General features: G+C 60.4%; 16 protein-coding genes, 1 tRNA gene and 1 other RNA gene. 5 read left to right on the forward strand and 13 right to left on the reverse strand.

Annotation, left to right across the window (positions count from 1 at the left end; translation table 11 throughout):
* Positions 1–25: 25 nt before the first annotated feature.
* Together AAA069_RS05945 and AAA069_RS05950 are read right to left on the reverse strand one after the other, a co-directional pair.
* Entirely contained in the window at positions 26–1,885 is a 1,860-nt protein-coding gene (locus AAA069_RS05945) for an ABC transporter ATP-binding protein (protein ID WP_349127817.1), read from the reverse strand.
* A complete protein-coding gene (locus tag AAA069_RS05950) occupies positions 1,886–3,751 on the reverse strand; it encodes an ABC transporter ATP-binding protein (protein WP_349127818.1) in 1,866 nt (621 codons plus the stop codon).
* Positions 3,752–3,962: 211 nt separating this feature from the next.
* Here AAA069_RS05950 and AAA069_RS05955 point away from each other — a divergent pair, with 211 nt between their 5' ends.
* A complete protein-coding gene (locus AAA069_RS05955) occupies positions 3,963–4,949 on the forward strand; it encodes an LPXTG cell wall anchor domain-containing protein (protein ID WP_349127819.1) in 987 nt (328 codons plus the stop codon).
* A gap of 349 nt (positions 4,950–5,298) precedes the next feature.
* Here the strand turns inward: AAA069_RS05955 and ffs are convergent.
* Positions 5,299–5,394: signal recognition particle sRNA small type (ffs, locus tag AAA069_RS05960), an RNA gene on the reverse strand.
* Positions 5,395–5,849: 455 nt separating this feature from the next.
* Positions 5,850–7,631 (reverse strand): tRNA adenosine(34) deaminase TadA, encoded by a 1,782-nt coding sequence (gene tadA / locus AAA069_RS05965; RefSeq protein ID WP_349127820.1) that lies wholly within the window; start codon positions 7,629–7,631, stop codon positions 5,850–5,852.
* A 51-nt stretch (positions 7,632–7,682) separates the two neighbouring features.
* Between tadA and AAA069_RS05970 the strand changes: the two genes are divergently transcribed.
* Positions 7,683–7,772 (forward strand) — tRNA-Ser (locus AAA069_RS05970).
* 3 nt (positions 7,773–7,775) lie between these two features.
* Here the strand turns inward: AAA069_RS05970 and AAA069_RS05975 are convergent.
* A complete protein-coding gene (locus AAA069_RS05975; RefSeq protein WP_158557017.1) occupies positions 7,776–8,360 on the reverse strand; it encodes a TetR/AcrR family transcriptional regulator in 585 nt (194 codons plus the stop codon).
* Between the two features lie 211 nt (positions 8,361–8,571).
* Between AAA069_RS05975 and AAA069_RS05980 the strand changes: the two genes are divergently transcribed.
* Positions 8,572–9,123: a LemA family protein gene (locus AAA069_RS05980; protein WP_349127821.1), complete on the forward strand. Its 552-nt coding sequence runs from the start codon at positions 8,572–8,574 to the stop codon at positions 9,121–9,123.
* A gap of 479 nt (positions 9,124–9,602) precedes the next feature.
* On the opposite strand, the gene AAA069_RS05985 is transcribed toward AAA069_RS05980, so the two are convergent.
* Together AAA069_RS05985 and AAA069_RS05990 are read right to left on the reverse strand one after the other, a co-directional pair.
* Positions 9,603–10,655, reverse strand: a complete 1,053-nt coding sequence (locus AAA069_RS05985) for a branched-chain amino acid aminotransferase (protein ID WP_035138743.1) — start codon at positions 10,653–10,655, stop codon at positions 9,603–9,605.
* 298 nt (positions 10,656–10,953) lie between these two features.
* Positions 10,954–11,592, reverse strand: coding sequence for a VTT domain-containing protein (locus AAA069_RS05990; protein ID WP_349127822.1), 639 nt, complete (start codon positions 11,590–11,592; stop codon positions 10,954–10,956).
* Positions 11,593–11,816: 224 nt separating this feature from the next.
* Here AAA069_RS05990 and cysE point away from each other — a divergent pair, with 224 nt between their 5' ends.
* Complete coding sequence (gene cysE / locus AAA069_RS05995; RefSeq protein ID WP_349127823.1) at positions 11,817–12,521, forward strand: serine O-acetyltransferase; 705 nt, start codon at positions 11,817–11,819, stop codon at positions 12,519–12,521.
* Positions 12,522–12,635: 114 nt separating this feature from the next.
* On the opposite strand, the gene AAA069_RS06000 is transcribed toward cysE, so the two are convergent.
* From AAA069_RS06000 to AAA069_RS06015, 4 genes are all read right to left on the reverse strand, one after another.
* On the reverse strand, positions 12,636–14,636 hold the full coding sequence (locus AAA069_RS06000) for an ABC transporter ATP-binding protein (protein ID WP_349127824.1): 2,001 nt from the start codon (positions 14,634–14,636) through the stop codon (positions 12,636–12,638).
* 1 nt (position 14,637) lies between these two features.
* The gene (locus tag AAA069_RS06005; RefSeq protein WP_306462811.1) at positions 14,638–16,353 is read right to left on the reverse strand and encodes an ABC transporter ATP-binding protein; all 1,716 of its coding nucleotides are present in this window, start codon (positions 16,351–16,353) and stop codon (positions 14,638–14,640) included.
* An 8-nt stretch (positions 16,354–16,361) separates the two neighbouring features.
* Positions 16,362–16,862, reverse strand: coding sequence for a MarR family winged helix-turn-helix transcriptional regulator (locus tag AAA069_RS06010; protein ID WP_022094370.1), 501 nt, complete (start codon positions 16,860–16,862; stop codon positions 16,362–16,364).
* Positions 16,863–17,043: 181 nt separating this feature from the next.
* Positions 17,044–17,334, reverse strand: a complete 291-nt coding sequence (locus AAA069_RS06015; RefSeq protein WP_006235631.1) for a hypothetical protein — start codon at positions 17,332–17,334, stop codon at positions 17,044–17,046.
* Positions 17,335–17,628: 294 nt separating this feature from the next.
* Here AAA069_RS06015 and AAA069_RS06020 point away from each other — a divergent pair, with 294 nt between their 5' ends.
* Positions 17,629–18,150, forward strand: coding sequence for a nitroreductase family protein (locus tag AAA069_RS06020; protein WP_138375058.1), 522 nt, complete (start codon positions 17,629–17,631; stop codon positions 18,148–18,150).
* A gap of 228 nt (positions 18,151–18,378) precedes the next feature.
* Here the strand turns inward: AAA069_RS06020 and AAA069_RS06025 are convergent, their stop codons facing one another.
* Complete coding sequence (locus tag AAA069_RS06025; protein WP_022094368.1) at positions 18,379–18,954, reverse strand: hypothetical protein; 576 nt, start codon at positions 18,952–18,954, stop codon at positions 18,379–18,381.
* 84 nt (positions 18,955–19,038) lie between these two features.
* Positions 19,039–20,256: a helix-turn-helix domain-containing protein gene (locus tag AAA069_RS06030; protein WP_349127825.1), complete on the reverse strand. Its 1,218-nt coding sequence runs from the start codon at positions 20,254–20,256 to the stop codon at positions 19,039–19,041.
* Positions 20,257–20,329 lie beyond the last annotated feature (73 nt).

The raw sequence follows: 20,329 nt of genomic DNA on the forward strand, positions 1-20,329 counted from the left end.
TGATTAATTTGCCCCACGGGCTTGCTCACTGGGCAAACTGACTGCGGTAGAGCTCGGCATAGAAGCCATCTGCCGCCAGCAGCTCGTCGTGCGTGCCACGCTCGATAATCTGGCCGTCGCGCATGACCAGAATGCAGTCGGCGTTGCGGATCGTTGACAGGCGGTGCGCCACCACAAAGCTTGTGCGACCGGCCATGAGCTCGTCGAATGCCGCCTGCACCTGCAGCTCGGTGCGCGTGTCGATACTCGACGTTGCCTCGTCCAGCAGCAAGATAGCCGGGTCGGTGAGCATGACGCGCGCAATGCACAGCAGTTGCTTTTGGCCCTGGCTAAACGTGCCGCCGTCCTCGCCGATGACCGTATCGTAGCCGCCTGGCAGCTGCACGATAAACTTGTGCGCGTGCGCGTGCTTGGCAGCTTCGATAACCTGCTCGCGCGTAGCGTCGGGACAGCCGTAGGCGATGTTTTCGGCCACGGTGCCCTCGAACAACCAGGTATCTTGCAGCACCATGCCAAAGGCGCGGCGCAGGCTTGCGCGCGTGTAGCCACGCGAAGACCGGCCATCGACTGCGATGCGACCGGCATCGATATCGTAAAAACGCAGTAGCAAATTGATGAGCGTCGTCTTGCCGCAGCCCGTGGGGCCGACCAGGGCAAAGCGCATGCCGGGCTTAGCCTCGATGCAGATATCCTGCAGCAGTTTGCGGTCGGGCACGTAGCTAAAGTCCACATGCTCAAAGGTCACCTCGCCCTGCGGGACGGCAAGTTCCACGGCATCCTCCGCGTCGGGCTCCTGCTCGCGCGCATCGAGCAGCGCAAACATGCGGCGCGCCGAGGCGTACGCGGTCTGGATCTGCGTAATGACGTTGGTGACCTCGTTGAACGGCTTGGTGTATTGGTTGGCATAAGACAGAAAGATTTGAACGCCGCCCACCGTAAGCGCCGCAGGCACGCCCGTGATCACGCCCACGCAGCCGATCACGGCGACCACGGCATAGATGATGTTGTTGATAAAGCGCGTGCCGGGGTTGGAGAGCGAACCCATAAACTGCGCGCGCTCGCCCGCGGTGTAGAGCTCGGCATTGAGGGCATCGAAGCGTTGCTGAGCGTTCGAGCCATAGGCAAAGGCGTCGACAAGCTTCTGCTCGCCCACGTACTCCTCGATATGGCCGCCAAGCTGACCCTGAATACGCTGCTGCGCCGTAAAGCTCTTGTTGGAGAGTTTGGCGATGGCGCTGGCCGCAAAGATGGAGAGCGGCGTGACGAGCACCACTACGAGCGTCATGGTCAGGTTGATGGAGAGCATAAACGCGAGCGTGCCAACGATGGTGATAACACCGGTAAAGAGCTGGGTAAAGCCCTGCAGCAGACCGTCGCCCACCTGATCGACGTCGTTGACCACGCGGCTCATAAGGTCGCCGTGGGCATGGCTGTCGATAAAGCTGAGCGGCATACGGCTGAGCTTATCGCTCGCCTCCACGCGCATGTCACGCACCGTCTCGTAGGACAGGCGGTTGACGCAGTAGCCCTGCAGCCACTGGAAGGACGCCGCTCCCACCACGACGAGTGCGAGTTTGGTAACGAGCGGCAGCAGCGCATCGAAGTCCACCTGGCCCGCAGCAACGATCAGGTCGATGCCCTCACCAATGAGAATGGGCGTGTAGAGCTGCAGAATCACCGAGACAGCGGCACTCAAAAACGATGCCACAAACGAGACGCGGTGCGGGCGAACATAGCCCAGCAGGCGGCGGGTCACCGCACCCACGGGATAGCGCTCGGGATCGCCGAGCTGGCGCGGACCGTCACCCAGGTCGTTGAGGTTATCGTTGCCGGACACGTTGGCCGTCATCGTGGCGACCGAACCGGAGGAAGTGTACGGATTCATTTAGCAGCCCTCCTTTGCGCAGACGGATGTGGGGACGGTCGGGGCGCCTGGGGCGGGCGCGGGCGCCGTACTCCCCTGCTGACCCTCGAGCTCCTCGCGGCGAAGCTGCGACTGGCAAATCTCGCGGTAGAGCTGGCAGGTCGTGTAGAGCTCATCGTGCGCGCCCAGGCCCGCGACCGAACCGTGGTCAAGTACGCAGATCATATCGGCGTCGCGCACGGTCGAAACGCGCTGGCTTACGATCACCGTAGTCAGCGGCAGCCCGCCCTCAGCAGCGCCACACACGCTGCGCTCGCGGATGGCATGGCGAAGCGCCGCATCAGTCTTAAAGTCAAGTGCCGAGGCGGAGTCGTCCATGATCAGGACCTGAGGCGAGCCCACCAGGGCGCGCGCGATGGTCAGGCGCTGGCGTTGGCCACCGCTAAAGTTCTTACCGCCCGCCTCGACCGGGGTATCGAGCCCCTGCGGCTTGTTGCGCACGAACTCGCTCGCCTGCGCCATGTCGAGCGCCGCCCAGAGATCCTCGTCGGTCGCAGCCTCGTCGCGCCAGGTCAGGTTGCTGCGGATGGTGCCGCTCACCAGCGACGCACGCTGTGGAACGGTCGCGACCACACGGCGCAGCTGGTCGAGCGGCCAGGTGCGCACGTCGGCGCCCATCACACTCACGCTGCCGGTGCTCGCATCGTACAGGCGCGGGATAAGCGAGACGAGCGTGGACTTGCCGCTACCCGTACCGCCGATAATGCCAAGCGTCTTGCCCAGCGGGAGCTCCAGGGTCGCATCGTTGACGGCATTTGCCGCGCCCGCGCCAAAGGAGAAGCTCGCATGGCTCAAGCTCAGCGCGGGGACCGGAACAGCGCCACCCGCCAGTTCGCTCGGCTTGGGCAGCGCAACCGACTGATCGCCCTCGTCGGTGATGCTCGGCTCGCAGTTGAGCACCTCGTTGATACGCGAAGCACTCGCGCTCGCCTTGGTAAAGACCACGACCAGGTTGGCGACGTACACGATGGAGGTCAGGGTCTGCGTCATGTAGTTCACAAACGCCATGACCTGGCCCTGCGTAAGCTCGCCCACGTTGACCTGGATGCCGCCCACCCACAGGATGGCGCACACGCCCAGGTTCATCACCAAAAACGTGACGGGATTAAGGATTGACGAGAGCTTGCCCACCGCGATGGCGGTATTGGCCTGGTCATCGGCGGCTTGGGCAAAGCGCTCGCGCTCGTGATCTTCGTGTACAAAGGCGCGAACCACGCGGGCGCCCGAAAGCCCCTCGCGGCAAATGAGCGCGATGCGGTCGAGCTTTGCCTGCAGCTGCTTGTAGTACGGAATGCAGCGCGCCATGACAAACCAAAACACCAGGCCAATGGCGGGCGTGCAAATCAAAAAGATCATGCCGAGCTTAAGGTCGATGGCGAGGGCCGCGCACATAGAGCCCACCGCCAAGAAGGGCCAGCGGATGAGCATGCGCACGCCCAGCGCCACGGCAAGCTGCACCTGGTTGACGTCGTTGGTGATGCGGGTGATAAGCGACGGCGTGCCAAAGCGGTCGAGTTCGGCATAGCTCAACTTGTTGATGTGCTGGTAGAGCGCACCGCGGATATCGGTGCCCATGCCCTGCGAGGTGAGCGCCGCCATCTTTTGGCAGACGAGCGTAAACGAGATGCCGATCACAGCCATGGCGCCAAGCAGCATACCGTAGTGGACGACGGCGTTGACATCGTGTGCGCCAATACCCTTATCGATCATCTGGGCAATCACCAGCGGCGTCAGCAGGTCAAAGATCACTTCGATCAGCTTACACGCAGGGCCGATCACCATATACCGGCGAAACTTACCACCAAAACGCCTGAGCAGCTCAATCATGTATAGGCGCTCCCTATCATCATTCACACTCAATCCGAATCATGATAGTACGGTGAGCCCAAAAGAAGCGTAAACAACTCGTCATTTCTAATGGGATTCGGTTTCCAAAGAAGCGGAGAGGCGCGCACCCAGCCAGTGTCGGGTCGACCACTTGGTATACTTGCATTAGTGCTACCAAGTTAGTCGCCGACCCTTGAAATGAGGTGCCGAGATGAACGACATTCTCGCAAGAAGAGCAAGACGAGCAACTGCGGGCATCGCCCTTTCCGCGGCACTTGTCGCGGGAATCGCCCCCGCAACGGCGATAGCGGCAGAAACCAGCTCCCCCACCGCTGCAGTTGCCTTGCAGACGGAAGATGCGGCCGCCGCAAAAGAAAAAGCGTATGCAGCCATGCAGGAAGCGCTCAAAAACCTCGAGGCCGCAAAAGACGCCGCAAGTCCCGAGAAAATTGCGGAAATCGATACTAAAATTGCCATTTTTCAAAAGAACTACGACACTAATTTGGCGCGAGCTGCCATATATAAGGAATCCCTTCCTACCATGCAAGCGGACATCGATGCAGCCCAATCCGAATGCGATAAGGCCCACAACCGAACAAGAGACCTTGAGGCAGAATTAAATAAAATCCCCCACACGGATTACGAAACTAGATGGCAGTTGGAACTGGCGATCATGGATGCACAAGAGCAAGAATCTCGTTGTGAAGATAAGCTTGAGCACTGCCGAATGCGCCTCGAAAGTCAGAAAAGCCTGATTTATTTCTTAGAAAGCGAAGTAGAGTTTAATAAAACCCACCTCGACGGAGAAACAGCCAAGCGAGATGCGCTCCTCGATAATTTGAAAAAGGCGCAAGCGGCCTATGACGACGCCTGCAAGGCATACGAAGAGGCAAAAGCCGCGGCAGACAAGGCCACCTCGCCCGAGGTAACGCAACCGACCGAGACAACGCCTCCCTCCGGCTCGACGCAACCGGCCGAGACGACACAGCCCGCCAGCTCACCCTCGACCGGCAAAGACACCCTACCAAGCTCCACCAAGCAGGCGAACTCGAGCAGCGGCAAGCAAGCAGATACGACCGCCGGCAAGCTCGCGAACACGGGCGATGCAGCGCCGAGCGCAATAGCACTCGCAGGAATCGCCGCCATGGGACTCGGAATAACCGCCACAGCCACACGCCGCATCAAGAACTCAAAATAGCCGACAGAGCATTCTGCCTTCACCAATTCACAAGCCCAGAGACAAAAAGAGGCCCGTTTCCCCACCTAAGGAAACGGGCCTCTTTAACTGCAAAAATTCAAGCAACAGCACCGCCGCCTCTTGAACCACGTAGCCATCAATGCCCAGACAACGCCAGCAAGCCGCATTCCGCAAGGGATAGATTAAATTAGATAAACGCGCCCTTACGGGTGATTTTTGGACGACGGGGGCCGGCCGGCGGCGAGGTGTTTAGTAGTCGAGCGATCCCGCAGGCGAAGCCGAGGACCAGCGAGACACCAAATACCTCGCCGCCGGCCGGGCCGTGTCGCGGCACCAAAAAGCGCCCGTGCGCTCGATGGATTCGGATGCCCGACAGAGGCTCCTTATGGCTGCTTCCTTCCGGACCTGACCAGATTCGGAACATGTCGTCATCCGAACCCATCGAACGCGCTAGGCGCTCGGTATATCTTACCTGCTCCCGCCCGCCAGAGCAAGGTAGCTAATTTGGGACGGAGCTTTTTTGACTACTTTTGCAGCCCGATTGCCAGAGCAGCCAATGAGTAGTCAAAATAGTCCCATCCCAAAATGACCGGCTTGGTGCCGCACCACAGAAAGGACCTATCTACTACGTTTAGGCCGCAAGGGTCAACCATAGCCGGCTTTTTCGAAAATCGGCAAGCTTTCTACCTGCGGTTTTGTTTTTGCAAATTCCGGGATGGTCGAGGGTGGCCGGTTTAACGTAGTAGATGGCCGCATTTCGTGGCAAACGGTCCGACCAAAGACCCAAGGCAGCCAACCTCGAATGGCCATTCTCGAAGTTGCGGTGGAATACGGACTGAATTGGCCCCTTAAAGGCAAAAACGCTCCGTATTTCACCGCGACTTATCGAGGGGATGGGTTTTAGATACGGCCAAGGTCGTAGGATCGAGCGGCCGCTTCGCCGGCGCAGATGAGGTTGGTTGTGGCTTCTTGCGGATCGAGTGCCTGTTCCAGGCCCATGGGTTTGCGGCAAATCGGCAGTACAAGGTCGATGCCTTGCCCATACACCGCATCCAGGTTATCAGCGCGACCGCCCACGACAGCAATCACCGGCTTGCCATATCGCTTCGCACGACGGGCCACACCCACCGGCGCCTTACCGGCGGCGGACTGCTCATCCATATTGCCCTCGCCCGTTATGACCAGGTCGACATCGCGCACGCGCTCGTCAAACCCCACGAGATCGAGCACCGTCTCCACGCCCGAACGCAGCTCCGCCCCGAGCGCCAGCAGCGCGGCACCCAGGCCGCCTGCGGCACCGGCACCGGGCACTCCGAGCACCGAGCCAAATGTCCGAGCCCCCTCGGGTGTGCGCAACAACCCCTGGGCTCGAGCTCTGGCAATCGCCGCATCGAGCAAGCGACCGTAGCCGACCATCCAGCCGTCGTATCTGCGCAGCACCTCGACATCATCCGCCGGCAGGCCCTTCTGCCCGCCGAACACCGCCAGTGCGCCTCGACGCCCCACGAGCGGATTCTCGACATCGGAAAGCACAACGATACGAGCATCATCCAAAGCCTGCAGCGCGGGCGCCAGATCAACGCTCGCCACCTGCTCAAGGCCGGCAAGACCGGGGGCGACATCGCATCCCTGATCATCGACCACACGCGCGCCCAGCGCCTGCAGCATGCCGGCGCCACCATCGTTGGTGGCACTGCCGCCCAAACCAATATAGATAGTCTTTACCCCGACACGAGCTGCACGGAGCATCAGCTCGCCCACGCCATAGGTTGTAGCAGCCAGCGCCGCCGATTCCGTGCAAGGTGAGTACCCGATGCCTGCTGCTTCGGCCATCTCAATAACAACCGACTCGTGCTCGCCGTCCACTAACATCCGGGCAGGCACACCATCGCCAAAGGGTCCCGCAACCTCGCAGGTCACAATCTCACCGCCGCATGCGGCAACGGCATCGAGCGTTCCCTCGCCACCATCTGCCAGCGGCAATGCGCGCACCTCGGCATCGGGCCAAACGCGGCGCACGCCTTCGGCAACCGCCGCCTCCGCCTGCGCACTCGACACGCTGCCCTTAAAGGAGTCGATCGCCAACAGCACACGGCGAGGCCGGCGGCACGCAGGGCCAAAGTCAACCGCCGTGCCAGCATCCTCACCGGCACCTGCAAGCGCTGCGGCGTGAGCGGCGTGTGCTTCAAGATCGGCACCGCAACCGCAATCAGCGCCACCCGCTCCGCGCAGACCGCCAAAATAGCTACTCAGCAGCTCGCGGCATTCATCCGCCAGGACCCCAGCCGTCACGTTAAACCGATGATTCAGGCGCGAGTCGGCATTCAAATCGTATAGGGATCCCAACGCGCCCGCCTTGGCATCACTCGCGCCATACACGCAGCGTCCCACGCGCGCGTTGACCATAAGACCCGCGCACATGCAGCAAGGCTCGAGCGTTACATAGACCGTGCAATCGGAAAGGCGCCAGCGACCGAGCGACCGAGCGGCAGCGCACAGGGCCGCAAACTCGGCATGAGCCGAAGGATCCTGGTCGAGCTCGCGACGATTATGCGCCCGCGCGACGATCTCGCCGTCGCGCACCACTACGGCTCCGATGGGCACCTCGCCCACCGCAGCGGCGGCGCGAGCCTCCGCCAGCGCCTCGCGCATGAACTTCTCGTCGATTTCGGTGATCGTCATCGTTCGCCTTCCCTGTTGCAAATTCAAAACGATGCTATCATTACGACTCACGGAGAGATGGCAGAGCGGTTGAATGCGGCGGTCTTGAAAACCGTTGAGCGCGAGAGCGTTCCGGGGGTTCGAATCCCCCTCTCTCCGCCACTCCTAGTGATGCACCGGTGTCATGGTCCGCTCAAACAACGCATCGACCACGTCGGCTATCTCAGGTCGACGCTCAAGATCGTGGCCCGATTCCCACCATATCGTGAAAAGACGAATAATACCGCCGGCGACAAACTCGGACGTCGTCTCGAGTGACACGGGGGCCAGGGCATCCTCGGCAAGCACGTTCATCACACGCTCGCGGATGGAGCGGGCAATGCGGTCGCAAATAACGTTGGTCAACATGCCCGACATGCTGCTTGCCAAAATGTTATCCATGAGCCGCTCGTGCGTCAGAATCAAATCCATGGCATCGTCCAAAATCGCGTGCCGAAGCGCGCGCACGTCCTCGGCAGACACTGCGCCGGCCTCATCGGGCTGTTTTTGCGGCAAGCCCGACATGAGCTCATCGATATAAAAGGCAAAGTAATCGTTCTTGTCGCGAAAGTGCTTGTAGAACGTCGTGCGGCGAATCATGGCCCGGTCGCACAGCATGGCGACCGTCAGGTCCTCAAACCGATGCTCCTCGAGAAGCTCGGTAAAGGCATCGAACAGGGCGCGGTAGGTTTTCTTGATGCGAAGGTCCACTGGTATCGCCATCCTCAGGACAAAGACAACACTCGTCAATCTGTCGCATATCTTACACCTGTACCTCGCGTGCTTTGCCCCGGTGCCAACCCCGCCGAAAACACAACGCTTACCGGAAAGTTCGGCACGGTAAAACGTTGCGGGTATACTAGTAGCGTTATACCAACGGCAGCTGGCGCATGCCGCCGCGGCCATTCGAAACGGAGACATCATGATTACCGTCATCATCGGCATCGTTGTTGTCATTGTGATTGTCTGCGCCATCGCCGGCATCTACAACAACATGGTCACCAAGCGTAACCGCATCGATAACGCCTGGCAGAACATCGATACGCAGCTGCAGCGCCGTAACGACCTGATCCCCAACCTGGTCGAAACCGTCAAGGGCTACGCCAAGCACGAGCAGGAGACGCTCTCCGCCGTGATCAGCGCGCGTAACACCGCCGTCAAGGCCACCACGCCCGAGGCCAAGATGGAAGCCGACAACGTGCTGACCGGCGCACTGCGCCAGCTCTTCGCTGTGGCCGAGGCCTATCCCGATCTTAAGGCAAACACCAACTTTACGCAGCTGCAGGCATCGCTCGAGGACACCGAGAACAAGATTAGCTATGCACGCCAGAGCTACAACGACTGCGTGCTCAGCTACAACAACGCCATTCAGACGTTCCCGGCTGTCATCTTTGCTAGCATCTTCCAGTTTAAGGAGCGCCAGGGCTTCGAGGCCGCTGAAGCAGCCCGCCAGGCCCCGACCGTCAAGTTCTAGTAGTTTGACAGCGCATCCTTAATCGGCCAAATGCATAAACCGCCCCGTCGAATGCACACTTCGACGGGGCGGTTTCCTTTTTCGCGAAGGTCCCCCTCTAAGCGTCGTGCATTTTTAGGAGTATTCAACATAACCAAGGGCTTCGGGCGCCACGACAAATGCCAAAGACCGCGAATATCCCTGCAAATCAAACGCTGTCAGCCCGTAACCCCACCCATCATTCGTAGAAAACATCGAGAACTCCCGATTTTTTGCCCGAAGCCGGTATGCAGGGGCCTTCGATTGCAGAATACTCGCAAAAATGCACGTCGCCACCGCCCCCACATGGCGCGAAGCAAAACAAAAGGGCGACCTTCCTTTCCGGCGCACTCCGCAGGACGAAAGAACCTCCGCCGCACAAAGTGCGCAGCGGAGGTTCTTTCATGTCCGAGGACGCGCCGGAAAGGAAGGTCGCCCTCGGGCCGGACAGCTAAGACAGCTTACGCGACGGTGTAAACCCAGTTGTGCTTGTCCTCGACAGCACCAGACTGGATACCAGTCAGGGTCTCGCGGAGCTTCTTCATCACAGGGCCAATCTCGGTGTAGCCAGCCGGGAAGGTCACAGTCTCGTCGGCGCCGTAAACCTTGTTGTCGATCTCGCCAACCGGGGAGATGACGGCAGCGGTGCCGCACAGGCCGCACTCCACAAAGGTGCCGGCCTTGACCTCGGCCCACTCGACGGGACGCTGGTCGACGGTCATGCCCAGGTCCTGAGCAACCTGAACGAGCGAACGACGGGTGATAGAGGGCAGGATGGAGTCGGTGTGCGACTGAGGAACGACGAGGGTGCCGTCCTCCTTCACGAACAGGACGTTGGCGCCACCGGTCTCCTCGACATAGGTGCGGGACTCGGAGTCGAGATACAGGTTCTCGGCATAGCCCTCGCGATGGGCCTCCATCGTGGGCTTAAGGGACATGGCGTAGTTGAGGCCGGCCTTGATGTTGCCGGTGCCGTGCGGTGCGGCACGGTCATACTCGGAAACGCGCAGCTTGACGGGCTTGAGGCCACCCTTAAAGTACGGACCGACCGGGGTCACGAGAATGCGGAACGTGTACTCAGGAGCGGGAGCCACGCCGATCACGTCACCGGAGCCGATCATAAACGGACGCACGTACAGGGTCGCGCCGGAGCCGAAGGGCGGAACCCAGGCGGCGTTGGCAGAAACGACCTGCTTGACGGCCTCAACGAACTTGTCCTTGGGGAACGGGGGCATCTCGAGGCGCTGGGCAGAGTTATACATACGCTCAGCGTTCATGTCGGGACGGAAGCAGACGATGCTGCCGTCCTCGGCGGTGTAGGCCTTCAGGCCCTCAAAGACCTCCTGGCAGTAATGGAAGATACCGCCGCACTCGGAGACATGCAGGGTGTGGTCGGTGGTCAGGCCGCCCTCGTCCCACTCGCCATCCTTCCAATGAGCCTCGTAGCTGTAATCGGTCTTCATGTAGCCAAAGCCGAGGCTACCCCAATCGATATCCTTCTTCTCGACAGTCATATGTCGCTCCTTACATACACAGTTGCATACTCGCGAACCCGCACGCAAGGACCGAGGCCGACCGCGTCGCAACGTCGCACGCCCGGAGCGTAGAGCCGGACGGGACACGCGAGCAGCATCAAAGCCGATGGCACGTCGATTCGCATGCACGAGATTGTACTCCCCGCACGCATCTGATAAAACGTTTTTCTTTAACTAACTAAAGTATTTTCATTTGACCGAAGCTAAAGAGGCCCGCCACCGTAAGCAGTGACGGGCCTCAACTGTACGGTCTGCGCGCTGGCTCGAGCTAGGCGTTCTATTTGCCCAGCTTGGCCTTAACCAGACCGACCACGGTCGGGATGATCGACACGGCAACGATGCCGATAATCAGCAGCTCAAAGTGCTCCTGCACAAAGGGAATGCCGCCAAAGAAGTAGCCCAGCAGCGTAAAGACCGTCGACCAGGTAATGCCGCCCAGCACGTTAAAGACGACAAAGTTGCGCCAGTGCATGCCGCCCATGCCAGCAATAAAGGGCACAAAGGTGCGGATAAACGGGAAAAAGCGGCCCAGGAAGATGGCCAGGTGACCCCACTTGTCCAAGAAGTCCTCGGACTTTTTGATGCGCTCGGGCGTCATGGCCTTGACCTTGCCCGAAGCGATGATCTTGCGGCCAAAGAAGTGACCGATCATAAAGTTGCACTGATCGCCCAAAATGGCAGCGGCCCATGCGGTGGCCAGAAGCGCCACGATGTTAAAGCCGCCGTTGTGGGCAAAGAAACCCGAGGCGAACAGCAGCGAATCACCGGGAAGGAACGGGAAGAACACCACGCCCGTCTCGATAAAGATGATCAGGAACACGCAGCCGTAGGCCATAAGCGGGCCGGCGGCGATCCAGCTGGCAATCGCGATGCGCGGGTCTTTAAGCAGCTCGGCGATAAAATTGATGAAACCCATGAAGTAAAACCTCTCAGTTGTGGGCGCGGACACGTCCAAGTTGACCAGTATACGGTTGCGGCGCCCCCTCGTGCGCAACCCCACAAAAGCATGACTCCATTACCAGCAAGTTTGCATAACTGACACTTGTCGCCCAAAGCACAGCAAAATCGCCCTTCCTAATCCCTAGCGAATCGCTATACTTTAGTGAATCGCATTGCCATGGCGCTAAGGGAGGGCGGCCAGTGAGCTTTATCAATACCATTCGCGAGGACATCAAGACCGTCCAGGCGCAGGACCCCGCCGCGCAAAACGGTCTGGTCATCTTCCTTTCCTATCCTGGTCTGCACGCCAAGTGGAACCACGTGCCCGAGCACTGGCTCTGGAAACACGGCCATCGCTCACTCGCCCGTGTGCTCTCGCAAATCACCCGCCATATCACCGGCGTCGAGATTCATCCCGCCGCGCAGCTCGGCAAGCACTTCTTTATCGACCACGCCATGGGCGTCGTCATCGGCGAGACTGCCATCGTGGGCGACAACTGTGTGCTCTACCAGGGCGTCACGCTCGGCGGTACCGGCAACGAGACCGGCAAACGCCACCCCACCCTAGGCAACAACGTCACCGTGGGCACGGGCGCCAAGGTGCTCGGCAACATCCGCATCGGCAACAACGTCAAAATCGGCGGCAACTCGGTTGTCGTCAAGGACGTGCCCGACAACTGCACCGTCGTGGGCGTGCCGGGACGCATTATCAAGCGCAACGGCTGCCGCGTGTTTGAGGAGAGCTTCGATGCCAAGCAGCACCGCGAGTACATGCCCGATGACGCCGCCGAGCAGAGCGCCCTCAACCGCCAGGGCATCACCGAGAATGCCCGCCGCGTCAAGGAACTCGAGCGAGAGGTGGCCGAGCTCAAGGCCCTCGTCGCCAAGCTCGCGGACGAGCGTTAGGAACGCAAGCGGCACAAAACGACATCGGCATCAACGCAAGAAGGCGCGCCAGGGAATCCATCCCCGGCGCGTCTTTCTTTTTGATGTGACATGCGGAACTGTCCCTTTGTCACATTATGCGAACTGACTCAGATAGAGGTCGGCGTAGGCACCCTCGGCAGCCAGCAGCTCCTTATGCGTACCTTGCTCGATAATGTTGCCGTGATCCATGACCAAGATCAGGTCGGCGTCCACGATCGTCGACAGGCGATGCGCGATCACAAAGCTCGTACGCCCGCGCATAAGCGCATCCATGGCACGGCCGATGGCAAGCTCGGTACGCGTGTCCACGCTTGAGGTCGCCTCGTCCAGGATGAGAATCGCCGGGTTGTTGAGCAGCACGCGTGCGATGGTCAGCAGCTGACGCTGGCCCTGGCTGATGCTTTCGGCATCGTTGGCCACGCGCGTGTCGTAGCCCTGCGGCATGGTACGTACAAAGAAGTCGACCTGCGCGGCGCGTGCGGCCGCCACGATCTCATCGTGCGTCGCCTCGGGGCAGCCGTAGGCGATGTTCTCGGCAATCGTGCCGTCGAACAGCCAGGCGTCTTGCAGCACCATGCCAAACTGCTGACGTAGCTCGCCGCGATCCATGCGGCTCGTATCCACACCGTCGAGCGTAATGCGGCCACCGTCGATCTCGTAGAAGCGCATGAGCAGGTTGATGAGCGTCGTCTTGCCCGCGCCCGTGGTTCCCACCACGGCAATCTTCTGGCCCGGCTCGGCGGTAAACGACACGTCGTGCATAAGCGGCTTGTCGGGCGAATAACCAAAGCGCACGTGCTCAAAGGAGACGCGACCCTCAACGCGACCCGGCAGCTTGGCGGCCTCGTCCGGCAGCGGATCGGCCTCCATCTCGGGCTCATCGAGCAGGTCGAACACGCGCTCCGCACTCGCCAACGCGCTCTGCAGCGAGTTGAAGGTAAACGACAGCTGCGTCATGGGTTCGGACGCCTCGTAGATAAACTGGAAGAACGCCTGGAACACGCCGACGGTCATGTGACCGGCAACCAGCATGCTGCAGCCCACCAGCGCGATCACGATCTGCGCCAAACGGCCGATAAAGCGCACCGCAGGGCCGACGGCATTGATCATAAAGTCGGCCTTGGCACTCACGCGTGCCAGCTCGCCCGAGGCCTGGTGCACCTCGGCAGAACTTTGGCGTTCGCGGTTAAACGCGCGGATCACCAGACGGCCCGAATAGCCTTCCTCGACCGCACTCGTAATCTTGGACACCCACTCCTGGCGCTCGCCCGTCACATCGTGTGTGCGGCGCGAGACGACCTTCGTCACCAGCAGCGACAGTGCCGTAAAGAACAGAAAGACGAGCGTAAGCTGCACGCTGAACACGAACATCACGCTCACAGCACCAACAACCGTGCCGATCGACACGAGCAGCTGCAGCAATCCGCGCTGCATGCTCTCGGACATCTTGTCCAGGTCGTTGGTCGCGCGGCTGACGACCTCGCCGGGACGATGCGCGTCAAAATAGGCGAGCGGCAGACGGTTGAGCTTTTGCGCGATGCGGTTGCGCAGGCGCAGATTGAGACGCTCAGCGACGCTCGACATCAAAAAGCTCTGGAGCGCATAGAACGAGGCAGCGGCAGTCCAGATCATAAAGTAGACGAAAATGGTCTTGCCGCAGTTCTCCCAGGTGATGCTGAAAGTGGTGTCGTTGGCAAACGCCACCTGAATGTGGCCCCACAGCTCATCGATCACGCGGGCGCTATATGCCGGCGCGGCGGTGTTAAAGATGACATAGAACACAATGCTCGCGAACACGATATAGAAGCGCCAATGGTCGCCGGCAGCCTCACTCCACAGGCGGCGCACCGTCGCCCAGGTATCCCGAGGCGTCTCGTCCTCGTCTTCGTCGTCCACGTCGCGCATACGCTCTGCCTCGGCGCGGGCGCGCTCGTCCTCGGCACGTTCGTTTTCCTCGTAGAGCGCTTGGCGGCGAGCCTCGCGCTCCGCCGCCTTGGCGGCTTCGTCCAGGTCGGGCGCGACGCCCGTCTCCTCGACTGTCTCTACAACCGCAGCGCCATCGACGATGCCCTGCTTCTTGAGCTCCTCGGTCATGCTACTCACCTCCCTTCATCTGCGATTCCGCGATTGCGCGGTACACCTCGCAGGTTTCCATGAGCTCGTCGTGCGTGCCTAGGCCCACGATCTCGCCGTCTTTGAGCACCACGATCTGATCGGCATGCAAAATAGTCGAGATGCGCTGGGCGATGATGAGCACCGCGGCATCGCACGTCTCGTCCTGCAGCGCATGGCGCAGTGCCGCATCGGTCTTAAAGTCCAGGGCCGAAAAACTGTCGTCGAAGATATATAGATCGGCATGCTTCATGAGTGCGCGGGCAATCGCCAGGCGCTGGCGCTGACCACCCGAGAAGTTCGTGCCGCCCTGGGCCACCGGCGTATCGAGCCCCTGGGGCTGGTCGAGCACAAAGGTGCTCTGGGCAACCTCCAGCGCATGGAGCATGTCAGCCTCAGTCGCGTCTTCGTTGCCAAAGCGCAGGTTGCTCGCCACCGTACCCGAGAACAGCCATGCCTTCTGCGGCACATAGGCGATACGCCCGCGGATGTCGTCTTGCGAAAGGTCGCGCAGATCGATGCCATTCAGGCGAATGGCGCCCTTCGTGGCATCGTGGAAGCGAAGCAAGAGCTTGGCCACCGTCGACTTGCCCGAACCCGTCGAGCCTACAATCGCCGTGGTCTGGCTACGGCGACAGGCAAAGCTCAGGTCGCACAGGGTATCCTCGTCGGCATCGTCAAAACGGAACGACATGTGGTCGAACACGGCCACCGCGTCGGCACCGTCAACAGACTCCGCCGCGCACGTGTCCAGCGTGCGCTTGCCGTCCACGATGCTCGGCTCAATCTCCAACACCTGCTGCGCACGGTTCAGGCATGCGGCGGCGCGTGGGAGCGTCAGAATCACCATCTGCGCCGTCATCACAAAGAACAGGATCAGGATCGCGTACTCCAGCACGGCCGAGATGCTACCGATTTGCATGGCGTGGACGCCCACGCGGTTGCCGCCCACCCACAGCACCGCCACCTCGGCGATATTCATCAAAAAGAAGCTGGAGCTGTCGAGACCCACAAACAGGTGGTTGACCTTGATGGCATTGGCCGCGTAATCGCTAAACACCTCGTCCAGGCGCTGCTCCTCGTGGCGCTCCTTGTTAAATGCGCGGATGACGCGCACGCCCACGATGTTCTCGCGCAGCACCACGTTCATGCGGTCGATAAAGCTCTGCAGGCGCATAAAGATCGGCGCGGCGTTGGCAACGGTAAAGACCGCCGCCACCAGCACGATCGCAACCACCACGCCCAGCAGCGTACCCATGGCGGGATCGATGAACCAAGCAAAAATGATGCCTGCCACGGCCAAGAACGGCACCGGCAGCACCAGCTGAATCGTCTGAAGGACAGCTTGCTGAATCACGTTGATGTCGTTGAGCGAGCGCGTGATCATCGAACCCGTGCCAAAGCGCTCAAAGTCGCTGGCGGACAGCTCGAGCGACTTGTCGTACACGGCATTGCGGATATCGCAGGCCACGTTGGCGGCCAGGCGCGCCGAAAGATAGCAGCCCAGCACCGTGCCGCCGCTGGCCATGCCGGTCGCGATAAGCATGTACAGGCCGTTGCGTAATATATAGTCGACATCACCCGTGGTAATACCGGTGTTGACCATGTTCGCCAGCATCGTGGGAACCAACAGCGTACCGACGTTATCTATCAGCACCGCAAACAGCGTCACCGCAATCAGACCGCGGTACGGCCTCATAAACCTCATTAAGAGTCGCATGCGTCCCCCTCGCCCTTATCGTCAGTCTCGTTCTCGGCGGCCACTTGCCGTTTAAATGCCTCGCACTCTTCGTTAAGAACATGGGAGAACTTACCGACCAAGCGCATGATCTCGCACTGTTCCCACGGCTCGAGCGCCTCGAATGCCTGTTGCTCGGCTTTTTGCGCCGGCAACGCGTAGCGCTTGGCAAACCGCACGCCTTCTTCGGTCAGTCGTACAACCTTGTTTTTACGACTGCCCTCGGCAAACTCCAACGTCGCAAGCCCTCGCGCCCTAAGCGTTTTAATCGCCGAATTGATGGTCTGTTTGCTGTAGAACCATTCACTCGTCAGCCGACTCACGGCAACGCTTCCGCCCGCTGCACTCGTGTCGACGAGCATCCAGTAGGCGCAGTCCGAAAGGCCGCAGGCGCGCGAGAACTCCGAATAGATATGGTCGAGTCCATTGAGCAACCGATCGAAGTCGACCAGCGTAACCGCACTATTCATCTATCCCACCATTCAATTGTCCGATTTTTGACCAATTATGTGTCTCTAGATTAGTCCGAGTTTTGACTATCGTCAACAGGCTCTCCGCAAATGCGTGCATTTTTATGGCCTATCGGCAGAAAAAGACCGCCGGCGCGGGGGCGGCGCCAGCGGTCACGTGAAAATCGGGTTTTATTGCCTGTTAAGCGGCGACGGCCTCATAGACCGTAGCGCCCGAGAAGCTGTCATGCAGGCTCTTGCCGGCAATCCACGGCAGCTCGACGACCTCGCAGACCGTGTTGACCAACTCAGAACAGTCAGTAAAGTGGCCCTTGTCGTTGAGGGCCTCGCAATCCTGAACACGCCAATAGCCATCGGTGTGCGTGATGTAGTACTCGTGATCGTTGATCGACACGAAAGCGCGCGTCTTGGAACGCAGCAGCTTCAGAAATCCTTCGAAATCGGTCTCGACGACATCTCCAGCCTGGAACATGATGTTACCTCCTGGCCCGGCGCCACCACGGCGCATTGATAAACGTTGGTACTCCTTTAGTAAAACCTTTATCAGAGGTTATGCGTTCGTCATTTAGGCAAGTGGTAAAAAACCGCAGGGTAGACGGGATAAAACGTTTAACCATCCCATTTGTTTGTCACATTCTGAAGGTACTTTTATGCAAACCTACTTTCCCAATTGGAATCTATCCTTTTGGCCGGGCAATTGACCGTCTATCGTTTGAGCCCGACGGGTATGAACGGGGCATCTGCAACGCCACCGCAAGGAGACACCATGGAGACTATCGAAGCACTCATTCACCGCCGCAGCTGCCGCAACTACAGCGATCGTCCCGTCGAGGCCGAAAAGCTTGCACGTATTATCGAAGCCGGCCAATATGCACCGAGCGGCATGGGCCGCCAGCCGGTGACGTTTGTCGCCGTCACCGACCCCGCGACCGTCGAGCGTCTCTCGCAGCTCAACGCGCAAGTCATGGGCAGCAACAGCGACCCCTTCTATGGCGCCAAGACCGTTGTGGTGGTGCTGGTTGACCGCAGCGTGCCCACACATCTGGAAGACGGCTCGCTCGCCATGGGCAACCTGCTCAACGCTGCCTATGCGCTGGGCGTTGATTCGTGCTGGATTCATCGCGCCCACGAGGTTTTCGATTCGCCCGAGGGCCTGGAGCTACTGGCCAGTTGGGGTCTACCCGCCGACGGCAGCCTGCGCGGTGTCGGTCACTGCATTCTGGGCTATGCCGAGGACACGCTGCCCGAGCCCAAACCCCGCCGCGACAACGTGGTCTACGTAAGGTAATTAGTTCCGCCATTCTACCGAACGGCGGGCTCGTTGACGCTGCGCGGGCCGCATTCACGCCAATCTGACGTTCAATTTCGAGGGCGCGACCAGAAGGTCAGCGCCCTCTCATTTCACGTCACCTTGGCGCAAATGCGGCTCGCTCGCTTTTGGCGACTGACATCGAATGAGCCACTGTCTTGGGCAGCTAAAAAAGCCCCGTCCCAAATTAGCTGCCCCACTCGCAACTTATCCCGCCGATGGAGTTATTGCCGTTTCGCTCGTCTGATTCGCATCGACGTCGTCGCCTTGCTTGTCTTCGTCCTTTTGCACATCGGCGATGGTGGAGGCCGCCGCAACGATACCGCGCTGGGGCGCGACGCTCGTCTGGGCCTGAGCGCCCTCGACAACTTCTGTACCTACATGCGCGAGCTCGGGCGATTTAAACATTGCGTCCAAGTTGGCGCCACCGCCGGCATATCCGAGCGCAGCGAGCGCGATGACGATCACTGCAACGGCGGCCACGATCGGCACGTAGCGATGCCAGCCGGCGGGATTGAGCCCGCTGCGGCGAGCCGCCCCGCGGCTGATGTAGCCGAGCGTTCCGTCGTGCTTGAGCTTTGAGCCCACCACGCGTTTGCGGCCCCACAGCGAGGACTCTGCCTGCATTGCCAAGCGGGCGCTTGCCGAAGGATAGCCGTATTTAGTGCGCTTGAACGAGCCATCAAACCCCGAGGCGTGTTTGCCCCACGTCACCGATGTTGTGCGTCGGTTGACCGGCGCGGCACTCCGCCTTCTGCGGCTCGGTTTTGAAGTCTCAGCCATATGCCCTCGCACGCCGTAACCAAATCGAAACAATAACGCTTTGGACTGTAGCACACGCGTCGCGTGCGGTCACGGGCGCCTCGCTCAACGGTCATCGTCCTTCAGCAAGCGCCACAGCGTTGTACGGCTTATGCCCAGCACCTCCGCCGCACGGGTTCGGTTGCCGTGGAGATGGTCTACAACCAGATGCGCGATATCTCGCTCGGTATCGGCCAGCGGTCGCAGGATATACAGGTCACTTTCAAGCGTCGGGGCGCCAAAGGTTGCGGTCTTAATCACGTCCTCTTGGGCGAACACTTCCTCCGCCACAGCGCGGTCCACCGTGCCCGTCCCCACCAATATATACAGTCGTTCCGAGACCTCGCGGAGCTGCAGATAGTTGCGCGGCCAGCGGTAAGCATCGAGCGTCTTCGTCGCCGCGGCAGACAGCGTGGGCGCTGCCGTCCCAAATGCATCAGCGAGATATTCCAAATAGCGCGCGACCTTCGTCGACGCGGCTCCCTGCTCGGCGATTGCCGGCGCGACGCTCACCGCACAGGCGAAGCGCTCGGTCACAAAGGCGGCTTGATCACTTTCGCCGCCGCCCGGCATGTCATTCGCCGTCAGCACCACATGGCAGCGCGTCGCCAACGCGGTGTCGGTCATCGTGGAGACCAGCTCGCGGAGGCGCTGGGGGCCAACCGCATTCCAGCCCTCAATGCAAAGGGTCAGCCCCGTTTGGAACAGCGGCGATTCGGAGCTTTTGAGCACATGGCGCCAACCGCGATCGGTGAGTTCATCGAGCGCGACGGAAACAAAGGGCTGATCGACAAAAGGGCCATCCAGATAGAGGCGCTTGGCAATCTCGACCTGACCCGCTCCCAGCTCGCCCTCGAGCATAAGGGGCACGCCGCGCGCATAGCTCTCGGTAACCGGTACAGCCACCGAGGCCGCCCCCTCAACGATGCCGTACGCGCTCGATTCATAGCGGACCTCAACTTCGTCGGCGTTGAGCCACTCGATGCCCGCATGCGCCGCGGCGCCGCGCACCTCGCGGACCACAACGACCCAAAGCCTCCCGCCCTCTTTGTCGGTGGGGCGAACGGTCAGGCTCAGGCGCGTACCCTCACGCCCCATAACCAGACGCGCGCCGTCTCCTATACGGTCGAGACGCTCAGCGACAAAAGCCGCCACATCCCGCTCAAGCGCCGCGTCATTCATGGTCGAGATCGCGACGTCCCCACGCGCATCGATTGCCAATGCCGAGGCCCCGACAGCAGCTAGGGCATCGGTCAAGATGTTCAGCTTAGCATTGCTATCCATGATTTGCCCCTGTCCGCGGCGACGTGCAACCGCCGACGGTCGCACGACCGAGTGTTTCAAAATTGAACGATAT

Origin of the sequence: Collinsella sp. CLA-SR-H006 (assembly GCF_040097075.1) — a bacterium.
Classification (GTDB): Bacteria; Actinomycetota; Coriobacteriia; order Coriobacteriales; family Coriobacteriaceae; genus Collinsella.